The sequence below is a fragment of the Marinobacter sp. F3R08 genome (assembly GCF_018860425.1).
Classification (GTDB): Bacteria; Pseudomonadota; Gammaproteobacteria; order Pseudomonadales; family Oleiphilaceae; genus Marinobacter.
In genome coordinates, this window is the sequence record NZ_JAHKPI010000014.1 from 841806 (window position 1) to 854967 (window position 13162).

The following is a 13162-nucleotide window of genomic DNA, read 5'->3' on the forward strand; positions in this document are numbered from 1 at the left end:
AAAGAGATTGCGGTGGGACGATAGGTTCCAGTTTCTGGAACGAAGTGTGTCGGAGTTCAGCCGTCTTCCGCTGCTCTCAAATCGTTTCGGAAAGTGGGACGTATCCTGCAAACACCTGGACTGTTTCCTTGTGGTAATGTTTGCGCCTGATAATCATTCGCATTGACTGGATTCTGGCAATACTACGGGTGTGGTGCCGGTTCTATGCGTAACACAAGGAGTAGTTTATGAACCGTCAGGTTTCTCTCATGGCATCTGCAGTCGCCATGATATCCGCTGGCTCTGCCGCGATGGCCCAGGGCTCGATTCGTGAACTGGATGAGATCGTAGTCACCGCCGCAGGCTTCGAGCAGAACATTTCAGATGCGCCGGCCAGCATTTCCACTATTTCTGGCGAGGAACTGGAGAAAAAGTCCTACAGGAGCATTGTCGACGCTGTGGAGAATATCCCTGGTGTCTACGTCACCGGTGGCGGCGCCTCACAGGATGTCAGTATTCGGGGCATGGATGATAGCTACACGCTGTATCTGATTGACGGGCGCCCGGTATCGGATGGACGGCTGGTCAATACTAACGGAACGGATGGCGGCAAGCAGATTGGGCTGCCCCCGGTTTCGATGATTGAACGGGTAGAGGTGATTCGCGGCCCGATGTCATCGCTGTATGGTTCCAGTGCCATGGGTGGCGTGGTGAATATCATCACCAGGAAGCCGACCGATGAGGTTTCCGGCTCGATTACGACGGAATACACCAAGTCTTTTAATGACATCAACAACGATAGTCAGAAGGTCAGTTTTGCGACCAGTGCGCCAATCGTGCAGGGCCTGCTTGGGGCCCAGGTATTCGGAAGCTGGCTGGGCCTGGAGGAAAGCAATTACATCGGTGGAGATGACAATGCTGAAAGCACGCCGGAAACGGATACTCGTCAGGGAGGCGTGACGCTGTACCTGACCCCGGATGATGAGAATGAGTTCACCGCCGGTTATACCAGTTCCACCAAAGAATATGCTCATACGGCCGGTATCAGTATCGCAGCTGATGATGAGACTTCCTCCACCCGGTATGACAAGGATGTATACACCCTCGGGCACAAGGGTAGCTATGGCAACCTGATGACCAGCACCTACCTGCAGCACGATATATCTGAGCGAGTGCAGGTACAGGAGAAGAAAGAGCAAACCAGCACATTTAATACCCAGGCGAGCTACTTCTGGGATCGCCATGTTGTGACCATCGGAGGGCAGTACAAATACGAGGAGTTGGCAGATGACACCAATGGGTTGCTCACCGCTAACGTGCCGACAGCTGTGGAAACCATGGATCGATGGCTGGCTGCGGTGTACGCGGAGATGGAATGGAACCTGACTGACAAGCTGACCCTGACGACCGGCGTCCGTTATGACGACGATGAACTGTTTGGTGGCCATCTGAGCCCACGTGTTTATGCCAACTACCGTATGACCAATCAGTGGACGATCAAGGGTGGCGTTTCCACCGGTTATAAACAGCCGACACTGTCCGATGCAACCGAGGGGTTTGGTCGTGCCACGGGTGGTGGTGGCTGGGATTCCATTCCGGGACGCAACAATCCGCGGGCGCTCATTATTGGTAATTCGGAGCTGGATCCGGAGACCAGTACCAACTATGAGCTTGGTTTTGTATTCAATAACGCGGCCAGGGATATCATGTTGAGTGCCGTGGCTTTCCATACCAGGTTCGAGGACAAGATTGCGGAAGACAGGTACTGCGAAACCGTAAATCCCGACCGGAATGATCCCTCCACCTGGAATACCGACTGCACGTATGAAGGGGTTGTATACCAATTCCTCGCCACGCGGACCAACATTGATGAAGCACAGATGCAGGGCATTGAGCTTACCTTTGATTACGATGTTACACCGGCTGTGCGCCTGAGCTCGAGCTACACCTACACCGATTCTGAACAGAAAACGGGAGACTTTGCAGGCGAGCCCCTCAACAAGATTCCGGAACATATGGCCAACGTCTCTATCAACTGGCAGGCCAGGCAGGGACTCGGTTTCTGGGCCCAGGGCAACTACCGGGGCGAGACCAGTGACTATCTGAGCCGTACCAGCATGGCCGAGGGTACCCCGGGCTACGCGTTTCTGGATGCTGGTCTGGTCTACGCACTTAACTCGACTGCTCGTGTTAAAGCCGGCATTTACAACCTTACCGACAAAGAAGTTACCAATGACGACTACGAAGTGGTCCTTGACGGGCGTCAGCTGAATGTCGGCCTGACCGTTGATTTTTAATCTGGAGAGATGACGATGAGTATTCGAAAAAAGACAGTTACCGGCGCACTGGCAGGCCTGCTGCTGGCAGGCTGCGCCACAGGTCACACAGACAAGGGGCCAACCGTAATCAGCTATGATCACGGTGCTCTGGATACCCTGATTGAACTGGGTGCAGGTGACCGGGTCCTGGCAACACCGCATCGCGGCCTGCCGGATTATCTGGCCCAATTTGGTCAGTCGCTACCAGACTCGGGTAGCCTGAAAGAACCGGACCTGGAAACGATCAGGGACCTCAGTCCGGACCTGGTGCTGATGACTGGCCGGCAGGGTGACATGATCGAAGAAGTGAAGAGTCTGGCCGACGTGCACGAACTCGCCCTCGCCGGGGGCAGCTACAGGGATGCCGTTGCTGCGCAGGTTCACGATCTGGCGAATTTATATGGGCGTGGACAAGCTGCTGACCGGGCGCTGAAGTCACTCTGGAGTTATGCAGAGGAACAGAGATCCCGTTTGGCAGATGCCGGAACGGTAACGGTGGTTACCCACAACGACGGCCGGTTTTCTCTTCGTAACGAGCCGGTTGTCGTTGAGTTGCTTGGTCTGAAATCACCGGATGTTCCTGCCACTGTCAAGCCGGTCACACGCGGGACACGGACATTTTACCCGGTGACGGCAGAGCAGCTGGCGGTCATGGCGCCGGATGTCCTGCTTGTTGTTGATCGAAGTGCCGCCATCGGCGCGGACGCTATGGCGGATGATGCATTGCGCAGTGTCCAGACGGAAAAGGTCGGTACTCGGGTGGTCAGATTGGATCCCGCGCTCTGGTACCTGTCTGGCGGTGGCCTCCAGAGCGTCCGACTGCAGGTGGATGAGGTGGCCCGGGCACTGGACTGATCCGGACACTGGCCAGCATCAGGCCCGCTTGAAGCTGGCCAGTGCCACCGCAGCGGTCACGAACAGACCGCCAAAGACCCGGTTCATCTGCCGCTGTCGCCGGGCGGTGGTAATGAACCGGAACAGCTGGCTGGCCAGCAGGGCGTAGCCGAGCATCACCAGGCAATCCACCAGAATCAGAGTGGTGCCCATGGTGATAAGCTGGGGACCATGGGGTGCGCCGGCTACCAGAAATTGCGGGAACAGAGCCACCAGGAAGACCGTCGCCTTGGGATTGGTCAGGTTCACGAACACCGCATTCCAGAACCTTTTATGCCCGCTAACGGGCTGGCGGTCATCTTCCATGGTTTCCAATACCGGCTCACGCCATTTCGAAATGCCCAGCCAGATCAGGTAGGCAACACCCAGCCATTTGATCACCGCCAAAGCAATATTTGAGGAGGCGATGATGGCTCCGAGTCCGGCACCCACCAACAGAATCTGAATCCCGAAACCCAGTTGCAGCCCCATGATGGCCGGTAGCGAACGGCGAACACCGTAACGCATGCCATTGCTCATGGTATTGATCGCCCCGGCGCCCGGGGAAACGCTGATCAGAACGGCTGCCACAAGAAAAGTGAGCCAGGCTGCCAGTGACATAATGATTCGCTCCCGAAAAAGACTGATAGTTACACCGTATCAGCGACGAAGGCAAGCCGCGGGAGGTTTTGAGCGATGCGCAAGTCAGAAAGCTCGTTGTGAATCAGGGACGATACAGTGTGCCGGCATCCAGGGCAGGTTCCTGTATGGCATCACGAAATATGCGTTGTTCCTGCTTTTCAAATTCGCGAACGCTTTTGCTCACATGTCGGATATGAGTGGTCGCTGCCTTCTCGGCCCTCTGGGGCTGTCGATTAATAACCGCGTTGTAAACCTGGCGGTGGTGCTTGTCGATTTGTTGCCGGATATGAGGACGCTGCGGGAGGTTGCTGACCGAGGTCTGCACCGAATGCAGTATCAGTTGATTGAGGCTGCTCAGTATATGGACCAGTACCGGGTTATGGGACGCCTCGACGATGGAGCGATGAAAGGCGTGATCGAGTTCAGCCCTGGCTCTCAGGTCGGCGCTTTCCAGTGCCTTGAAGGCTTTGGTGATTCGGTAGAAATCTTTCTCGGTACCCCGTTGCGCCGCCAGGTACGTGGCTTGCCCCTCAAGCTGCTCACGCACTTCATAGAGGTCGTACAGGAGGCGGGAGTGGGTGAAAAACAGCTGTAGTAATGGGCTCTGGTCTTCGGGTTCCGGCACAATTTCGGCCACAAAGGAGCCTTGGCCGTGGCGAGTTTCGATGACACCGCGCCCCTGCAGTTCACGCAGTGCTTCGCGCACGATCGAGCGCGATACGCCCAGTCGACTGGAGAGCTGGCGCTCGGACGGAATCTTCTGCTTCGGCGTCAGTGATCCATCCAGAATCATTGTCTCGATCTGATGCGCGATCGAATGTGAGATTGGTAAAGGTTTGCTGTCTGTCCTCACTTTCTTCACTGGTCAGACCAGTGCCTCCTGCTTTGTCTGGCTTTTGCGGGTATCCCGGCCACGCCCAGTCACTATCGGAGATTTTGCCAGAGGCGTCCATGGCAGGCAGGAAAATACTGGTAGGACCAATTCATAAAGCTCTGGACTTGCGCGCTTCGCGCTGGTGAAGATGCAGTCGTGAATGCTGCCCTGATGATGGAATCTGGCCGATACAGAATTTAAGTGGTGTAAAAATAAGAGGCTTGGCATGTTTTTTAAAACAGTAAGAAAAGTAACGCTCCTCAACCCGCAAGATAACGTTGCCCTGGCGCTGGAAGATATTCCCGCAGGCGCAACGATTTCAGTGAACGATATCCAGGTCAGCCGAGATGTCCCTCGAGGCCATAAAATTGCGGTAAAAGAGATAGGCACCGGTGCGGAAGTGGTCAAATACGCACAGGTAATCGGCTTTGCCAAAGAGCCTATTGCGCCAGGTGACCACGTTCACAGCCAGAACTGTGGGGTAGAGGACTTCGAGCGGGATTACGATTTCTGTGCGGACGCCGGAAATTTTGTTGCTGATACTCGTCATCAGAATCGCACCTTTAAAGGGTTTCGGCGTTCGTCCGGCAAGGTTGGTACCCGAAACTATATCGGGATTCTGACCAGCGTGAACTGCTCGGCAACGGTCGCGCGACTGGTTGCCGATGAGGTAAAGAACAGCGGCATTCTTGCGGACTATCCGAATGTGGATGGCATCGTACCGCTTGTTCATGGGGCTGGCTGCTGTATCAAGTCCGACGGTGAGGGCTACGGGAATCTGCAGCGTACGCTGATGGGGTATGCGGGCCATCCTAACTTCGCATCGACTCTGATGATCGGTCTCGGCTGCGAGGTGATGCAGGTCTCCAGAATGATGGAAGAGGTGGGGCTGGAAGAGGGCAGCGCCTTCAGAAAGCTCATTATCCAGGAGCAGGGCGGCACCCGTAAGACGGTTCAGGCGGGGGTTGAGGTTATCAAGTCGATGCTGCCTCTGGCCGAGCAGTGCACGCGCACGGATGAGCCCCTGTCTGAGCTTACGGTGGCACTGCAGTGTGGCGGATCTGACGGGTACTCCGGCATTACTGCCAACCCTGCGCTGGGCGTTGCAGCGGACTTGTTGGTGAGTGCAGGAGGTACTGTCGTGCTTTCCGAAACGCCAGAGGTATACGGTGCCGAGCATTTGCTGACTCGTCGTGCAGCCTCTCCTGAGGTGGCCCAGAAACTGGTGGATCGTATTCACTGGTGGGAAGAATATGCCGCTAAAAATGGCGGCGAGATGGACAACAACCCGACCCCGGGCAACAAGGCGGGCGGCTTGACGACGATTTTCGAGAAGTCCCTGGGGGCTATTGCGAAGGCGGGTACCTCGCCGTTGAAAGGGGTGTATCTGTACTCACAGCCGATCGATACCAAAGGGTTCGTACTCGTTGATGGCCCCGGCTACGATCCCTGTGCGATCACCGGGCAGGTTGCTTCCGGCTCAAATGTTGTGTGTTTCACCACGGGGCGAGGTTCGGTATTCGGCTTCAAACCGGCCCCTTCCATCAAGTTGGCAACCAATACCACGCTCTTTCAGAACATGGAGGAGGATATGGATATCAACTGTGGCGATATTATTGATGAGGGGGTTTCCCTGGAGGTGAAGGGGCAGGAGATTCTGGATCTAATCATCGACATTGCTTCGGGGGATCAGTCCAAGAGTGAGCTGAACGGTTTGGGTGACTACGAATTTGTACCCTGGCAGCTTGGCGCGCAGATGTAGGATTGCGCGGGCTCCGAGCCATCACGGTGAGGAGCCTCTGCGCTGTTCAGCTGGCCTTCCAGTGACTGCTACATAACTCCCCACCCAGTTTTCGGACCCAGGATGAGAATTCATTTTTGATCATTGGGCGGGCAAAATAGTAGCCCTGAACGAACCGGCATCCAAAGTCATGAAGAAGCTGACATTGCTCTCTGGTTTCCACGCCCTCAGCAACAAGATCCACATCCAGCAATGCGGCGCCTCTGATTGTGGCATTGACCAGTGTGGCCTGCTTTCTGTCCGAGGTGATGGAATCAATGAAACTCTTATCAAGTTTTAACGTATGCAGCGGCAGCTGCGTTATGCACGCGAGCGAGGAATAACCTGTCCCGAAATCGTCGAGCGCTATCCTGACGCCCAGTTTGATGAGTTCGCGAACCGTTCTATGAACCCGGGCAGCATCGTCCATGACGGCACTTTCGGTGATTTCAATTTCCAGTTTCTGCCCGGTACCCGCGAGCTGATCCAGTGATTTTCTCAGCGTCTGGACAAGCTCCGGATCTTTGAACTGAAGAACGGAAACGTTCACGGCAATGGAAAAGCCCGGTGGCAGATCGCTTTCCAGGAGCAATCGTGTTGCCTCCTCAATAACCCACCTCCCAACAGGAATAATGGCGCCAGTGGATTCGGCCAAAGGAATGAAGTCCGCAGGGCTCATAAAGCCAAGTTTCGGATGCTCCCATCGCAACAACGCCTCAGCACTGAAAACCTTACCCGTTGCCAGTTCCACCTTGGGTTGTAATGCCAGGAAAAGCTCACCGCGTTCAGTAACGCTTGCCAGCTCTCTTCGGATAACCGCCTGCCGGTTTGCCTTGTCCTGTAATTTGAGGTCATGGATGCAAAACGAGTTGCCGGGCACATTGCTGGCTTCACGCATTGATAACAGGGCATTTTCAACCACGAGTGAAGCGCTGGTGTCGTCGCTGAGCCCTCCGGCCACGCCCAGAGAGCAGGAAAAGTTGAGCGGCTGGCCCTGCCAGATAAACGGCCTTCCTGCCAATGAGTACAGGTGACTGACGGTTTCCTCTATTTCTGTGCCCGAAACACGCCCTTCGTAGAGGATCAGGAAGGCGCCATGGTCACCCCTGGCGGCGAGTTGTCGATGTCCTTCAGGGTGGCTCAAGCGGCCAGCCAGATCCTGGAGTACAAAATCGGCGGCATGCCTGCCGATAGTAGACGTGACATCGGTGAAGTTATCGAGATTCAAGGCCACCAGATAATAGGGCCTGTTGTCGTCGTGGTAATTTTCCTTCAGGTACCCCTCAAACCACGGTCGGTTGCCGAGACCTGTTTGTGGATCTGTTTCCCGCTCAAGGCGAAGGGTGCTCTCGATGCTTGTAATGCTGACTTTTGCTTTCGCCAGTTCATTCTGCTCTTTGACTGCACGGCGCCGGGTTCTGGCCAGGCGATGCCCGCTGACAAGGCAGAGAAACGCACCAAACGAAAAGACCGCAGCAAGGAGCAGATGTGGCCCCTGAAGATCAATGGACTGGCGAGCGAGCAAACTGATGAAAGTCGGGACAGCGATTGCACACACACTGAGAACCGCTGCCGGGTAATCATTGCTGTAGGCGGATACCGGCATGGAAAGCACAGCGAACAGCAGTAACACCAGGGCGACCGTATGCCAGGGGCCAATCTGCCACAGCAGTAATGGTGCCAATGCCGCCCAGCCAAGCGCTATAAGGAATGCCATCACGCGATTTTTCGGCGCCCAGCGTTCCGTGGTTTCGTAGGCCAGTTCGGGGCCGCCCTCCCTCAGCAGCTTCCATTGATACAGATAGAGGCAGCACATCAGGATGAGCCACAGGATCAATAACAGATGGATCAGGTTGCTGGCGACGGAGCCCCAGAAAAGCAGCAACACCATAAACGAAGCGCTGACCCCAAGGTATTCATAGCCCCTCAGCTCTACGTAGAGCTGCTGAGTCAGCTCTGGTACCTGATCATCCAATAACCAGATGTCTTTGAACCTGTACTTGTTCATTCTGCCCCCGTTCCATTTACGGGCCAGGTTGCGAAGTCTGAGTGGCTTCGCCAGAAAATCCTTCTTTCGAGCGCTGGCACTGTGGTTGAAAAACAGACAGGTTGACCAGCCCATCATCACAAATACAGAGGCCCGGTGACAACTGATTTTGAGAGGGCTCTACCTGCACCGCCAGCCCTGGCCCAAAACGAAAGGCCATCATTTGCCACAATTCATGCAGAAAGCCGTTGAGATGCGACTGGATGCATCGTTTATCGTGAGCAGGTGGTTTTAAAAAGATGGAGGAGAAAATGAGCACCGCAGATATTCAGGAAATCCTGCAGAAAAAGCGCTTTGCAGCCCGGATTGCACGAGAGGCATACAACAGCGACCCGAGCCCGACCAAATATTCCGCGCTTCAGAAAGCGCTCTTTGAGCGCCGTCTGATAGAGGAAGAGTTCGGGTCAGTCGGGTTTACCGATGCTGGGCAATGCCCTGGAGCGCTGTCTGGTATTCATCATTCAGCGTAGCGACAGTCTGTGCAACCGTTGTGAGTTCTGAGATTCCTCCAACGCCCTGGCCGGCTCCCCAGATGTCACGCCAGGCTTTGCTCTTGCTGCTACCTTTTGAGCCAAACGACATTTTGCTTTTGTCAGACGTGGGCAAATTGTCCGGATCAAGCCCGGCGTTCTCAATACTGCCCCGCAGATAGTTGCCATGAACCCCGGTAAACAGGTTGCTGTAGACCACGTCGGATGCCGTGGATTGCACGATCATGTCTTTATAGGCCTGGTCTGCATTGGCTTCTTGAGTGGCAATGAACCGTGTGCCCATGTAGGCCAGGTCTGCACCCATCACCCTGGCGCTGAGTATGTGGTTACCTTGGGTGATCGCGCCGCCCAGAATGATCGGGCCGTCAAAGAAACTGCGAACCTCAGACAGGAGGGCAAAAGGGCTTAAGGTGCCGGCATGGCCGCCGGCCCCTGCGGTCACCAGAATCAGGCCGTCAACACCCGCTGCCAGTGCCTTCCTGGCATGCCGTACGTTGATGACATCGTGGAATACCAGGCCGCCGTAGCTGTGCGCTGCCTCAATCACCATCGGTGATGCCTGCAGGCTGGTAATGATGATTGGCACCTTGTGCTTTACGCAGACCTCCATATCGTGGGCAAGCCGGTCATTGGAACCATGAGCAATCTGGTTGACGGCGTAGGGGGCGACTTTAACGTCGGGGTTTGCTGCCTGATAGGCCGCCAGTTCGGTTTCAATCTCCGTTAGCCACTCATCGAGCTTCTCGGCGGGCCGTGCATTCAGCGCCGGGAACGAACCCACAAGGCCGGCTTTACACTGCTCGATAACAAGCTTGGGGGTGGAGATAATAAACAGCGGCGAGCAGATCACTGGCAGTGCCAGTCGGTCTTTGAGGCTATCGGGCAGACTCATGTGCCTGAACTCCTGTTTTTGTATTTGGTTGCAAGGTCGCCGGGATTACTGGCGCGCCAGAGTATCGCGGCTGGCTTGGGATGATGGCGGCTGTACTTGAATAAACTGCTGTCTGATTGTTTTCTTGGAGATTTTGCCGTTGTCGTCCCGGGCAATGTCGTCGACGACCGTGAGGGTCCGGGGTACTTTGTATTTTGCAAGCCGGTTTTCCAGATGGGCCCTGATTTCCGTGAGGGTATCGTCATTGGGATTGTGGAGTTTGACCAGCCCGACAAGTGATTCGCCATATTCCTGGTCAGGAACGCCGATGACAGCACAGTCCTGAACGCCTTTGAGTTCCAGCAATACATTTTCGATTTCAGCCGGGTAGATGTTCACGCCGCCTGAAATGACCATGTCTGAGATGCGATCACATATATACAAATAGCCATCCTTGTCGAAGTAACCCATATCGCCCACGGTTGCCAGTTGACCGAACGCGGCTTTGTCTCTTGCCTGCTGGTTATTCTGGTACGTGAAATCCGGGTAAGCAGGCTGCCGTCCGTAGATAATTCCAACCTCACCGGAAGGGCACTCATTGCCATCCTCGTCAATGATCTTTACCTCCGCGCCCAGCGCCGGTTTGCCGACACTTCCGGGTTTGTTCCGTGCGTCTTTGGGATGCTGGATAGTGAGCATTCCGGTTTCGCTGGAGGCATATGTTTCGTGAATGACGGCTCCCCACCATTCAATCATTGATGTTTTTAGCTCGGGGGAGCAGGGTGCTCCTGTTGATGCAACGAAAGACACCGAGGATAGGTCGTATTGTTGCTTTACCTCTTCTGGCAGGCGCAGCAGCCTCGTAAACATGATAGGGACAAGGTAGACCGTTGTGATTGCGTGCCGTTCGATCAGGCGCAGAATATTTTCCGCATCAAAGCCTTGAGTGAGTACCAGCAATTCGCCGTTTAACAGCGCCTGCTGTGTCATGTTACAGGGTGCACTGTGATAAAGCGGTGCTGGCATTAACGTCTTTACGCCGGGTTTGATGCCCCAGCCTTTGTCTGCAAGTTCTCTCATCAATGGCAGGTAGGCAGGGGCAAGGGGCATACGGCGAACCCCTTTGGGTTTCCCCGTGGTACCCGAGGTATAGGGCATCATGCCTCTGGGGTTTCTCTCGGAGCCGCTGTAGACCGGCTGTTTACTTAGCCAGTCCTCGTAGTTTGTGTGACTTGCGCCGTGGGAATCTATAACCAGAACAGGTATGCCTGCAGGAATGGCGGATTCAACTGCTCTCAGGAACTCCGACTGGATTATGATGGCTTTGGCATCACAGTCGTTCATGATGTAACGCGCTTCCTCAGCCTTGAAGTGCCAGTTGATCGCACAGTGATAGATCCCTATCGTTCGACACGCCACCATGATGTCCATAAGTGCTGGGTGGTTTTTCATCATGACCGCAACAACGTCGCCCTCATTCAGACCTAGCGAGGTTAACCCGCCCGCAAGTTTCAGTCCTCGCAAATCAATGTCAGATCCTGCGCGGTATAAGTCTTCAAAAACGAGTGCGGCAGTCATTTGGTTTCCTGTTAGCTTTTAATTCTTAACCGCAGCGTAAACCACCAGTTCCACGAGCATGTCTTCTCTTGCCAGACCTGCAACCACAAGAGCGGCGCGATTCGGATACGGTTCTTTGAAGTATTCACTATATATCCTGTTCACCGTTGACAGATAGGCCCTGTCTGTCACGTAAATCATGACCTGAGTGATATCTGTCAGGTCGGCGTTGGCGCAGTCCAGTGTATGGCAGAGATTTTTCATGGTCTGGTAGGTCTGGGCTTCGATGCCGCCGGTCACCACCTTACCCTGGTCATCTATTGGAATCTGGGCGGTAAACAGTATGCCGTTGCCAATAGTGGCCCACTCGAGTGGCGAAGGTGATTGGTACAGTTCGGTTTTGACCGTTTTAATCATGTTGTCAGGTTTCCTTTGGTTGTCTGTGGTTAACGTTCAGCACCTGCCAGTCGCCTCTCTACGGCACTGACCATATTGAATCCGATATGCCGGATCGGTTCCGGTGGCATCCAGCCGGGCCGCCCCATAAGCCTTTGGACATCCATGGAAGGCTGCCCTGTCGCCAGGTTGGCTAACTGTTTGCCAAGAAGGGTTCCTTTGAGGATGCCCACGCCGTTGCAGCCTATAGAGGCGAACAGGCCTTTCTCGAACTGGCCCCAGAGGGGGGCGCCATTCGCTGTCAGTGAGGTTGTGCCGCCCCACCATTTCTCCAGGCCGTAGTGACGCAGTTCCGGGAAGCGGCTAAAAAGGCTCTGTTCGAGGTAGCCGCGGGTTGAATCATTGTCCTCATGTTCATAGCCGTAGAAGCCACGGATCAGAAGTCGACCGTCATCGGTCGTTCTGAGGGTGGAGCCGAGCCGATGAGCTGGCAGCAGGCCCCAATGACCCTCAGGTGCGAGGGCGGCAAACAGATCGGGTGGAAGAGGAGGTGTGACGCCAGCATAGGTAAAGATTTTTACGCTGTACGCATTACCAATGCCCAGAGAGGTTGCAAAGGCATTGTTGGCTAAAAAGACCATCGGAGCTTGTAAGGAACCTTCCGGGGTTGCTATGAACCATTTGTCTGAAGCGCCTCGTGAAAGGCGAGTGGCAGGGCTCTCCTCGTAAAGCGTGATTTGTTTTTGCAGACTGTGGGCCAGATTTGAGATCAGGGCGTAAGGGTTCACCAGGCTGTTGCCCGGCAGGTTCAATCCAGCCCGATAGTAGCGGCTACCTGTGATGGATCTCATGCGGTCATAGCCCATCCACTCGAAGGGTTGGCCGCTTTTCTCCAGTAGCTGTGCCAGAGCGACCAGTTTCTTTTCGCCTCTTTGGGTCGCGGCACCCTTAAAAATCCGGGCTTCTGGCGTGTAGGCGCCCTGAAACACAGTGGCACGCATTTCATCCTGGGTTGTTTTGTAGTGTTCGTATAGCGCGCCCGCGGTAGCCGTGCTGGCTGCCGTGAAGGCGTGTTCAAGGACGAAGCCCGAGTTGCGGCCCGGAGAGCCTGAGCCTATGGTCTCCGCTTCGAGGATCCTGATGTCCAGCTCCGGCATCTGACTCGCCAGCTGTTTTGCTATGGCGATTCCCGTATAGCCGGCGCCGATAATGACCGCATCACATGTCTGGGCACCTTTTAGGCGCGGATGCGTTCGGCGCAGGCTTGGCGTGTCAGTCCAACCGCAGGTGCTTTGATAAACAGGGTATGGAGAACCACTTGTACTCATCGTGAT

The 13162-nt window shown here is 55.0% G+C and carries 11 protein-coding genes; 4 read left to right on the forward strand and 7 right to left on the reverse strand.

What is annotated here, in order from left to right; translation table 11 throughout:
- Positions 1–227: 227 nt before the first annotated feature.
- Together KO499_RS06870 and KO499_RS06875 are read left to right on the forward strand one after the other, a co-directional pair.
- Complete coding sequence (locus tag KO499_RS06870) at positions 228–2276, forward strand: TonB-dependent receptor domain-containing protein (protein ID WP_215982953.1); 2049 nt, start codon at positions 228–230, stop codon at positions 2274–2276.
- A 15-nt stretch (positions 2277–2291) separates the two neighbouring features.
- A complete protein-coding gene (locus KO499_RS06875) occupies positions 2292–3152 on the forward strand; it encodes an ABC transporter substrate-binding protein (protein ID WP_215982954.1) in 861 nt (286 codons plus the stop codon).
- Positions 3153–3170: 18 nt separating this feature from the next.
- Here KO499_RS06875 and rhtB read toward each other — a convergent pair whose 3' ends face one another.
- Positions 3171–3791, reverse strand: a complete 621-nt coding sequence (rhtB, locus tag KO499_RS06880) for a homoserine/homoserine lactone efflux protein (RefSeq protein WP_215982955.1) — start codon at positions 3789–3791, stop codon at positions 3171–3173.
- Positions 3792–3894: 103 nt separating this feature from the next.
- Positions 3895–4674: an FCD domain-containing protein gene (locus KO499_RS06885; protein ID WP_323133326.1), complete on the reverse strand. Its 780-nt coding sequence runs from the start codon at positions 4672–4674 to the stop codon at positions 3895–3897.
- A 238-nt stretch (positions 4675–4912) separates the two neighbouring features.
- Between KO499_RS06885 and KO499_RS06890 the strand changes: the two genes are divergently transcribed.
- Positions 4913–6448 carry a UxaA family hydrolase gene (locus KO499_RS06890; RefSeq protein ID WP_215982957.1) on the forward strand — a complete coding sequence of 512 codons (1536 nt, stop codon included), beginning with the start codon at positions 4913–4915 and terminating at the stop codon, positions 6446–6448.
- A 46-nt stretch (positions 6449–6494) separates the two neighbouring features.
- Here KO499_RS06890 and KO499_RS06895 read toward each other — a convergent pair whose 3' ends face one another.
- Positions 6495–8474 carry a putative bifunctional diguanylate cyclase/phosphodiesterase gene (locus tag KO499_RS06895; protein WP_215982958.1) on the reverse strand — a complete coding sequence of 660 codons (1980 nt, stop codon included), beginning with the start codon at positions 8472–8474 and terminating at the stop codon, positions 6495–6497.
- A gap of 290 nt (positions 8475–8764) precedes the next feature.
- On the opposite strand from KO499_RS06895, the gene KO499_RS06900 reads away from it, so the two are divergent.
- On the forward strand, positions 8765–8983 hold the full coding sequence (locus KO499_RS06900; RefSeq protein ID WP_215982959.1) for a hypothetical protein: 219 nt from the start codon (positions 8765–8767) through the stop codon (positions 8981–8983).
- Here KO499_RS06900 and KO499_RS06905 read toward each other — a convergent pair.
- The 4 genes from KO499_RS06905 to KO499_RS06920 are packed head-to-tail and all read right to left on the reverse strand — an operon-like array spanning position 8928 to position 13156.
- The gene (locus tag KO499_RS06905) at positions 8928–9896 is read right to left on the reverse strand and encodes an NAD(P)H-dependent flavin oxidoreductase (RefSeq protein WP_215982960.1); all 969 of its coding nucleotides are present in this window, start codon (positions 9894–9896) and stop codon (positions 8928–8930) included. The two genes, KO499_RS06900 and KO499_RS06905, sit on opposite strands and share 56 nt — an antisense overlap.
- A 45-nt stretch (positions 9897–9941) precedes the next feature.
- Positions 9942–11453, reverse strand: coding sequence for an AMP-binding protein (locus tag KO499_RS06910; RefSeq protein WP_215982961.1), 1512 nt, complete (start codon positions 11451–11453; stop codon positions 9942–9944).
- A gap of 18 nt (positions 11454–11471) precedes the next feature.
- Positions 11472–11849, reverse strand: coding sequence for a RidA family protein (locus KO499_RS06915; protein WP_215982962.1), 378 nt, complete (start codon positions 11847–11849; stop codon positions 11472–11474).
- 29 nt (positions 11850–11878) lie between these two features.
- Positions 11879–13156 carry an NAD(P)/FAD-dependent oxidoreductase gene (locus KO499_RS06920; protein WP_215982963.1) on the reverse strand — a complete coding sequence of 426 codons (1278 nt, stop codon included), beginning with the start codon at positions 13154–13156 and terminating at the stop codon, positions 11879–11881.
- Positions 13157–13162 lie beyond the last annotated feature (6 nt).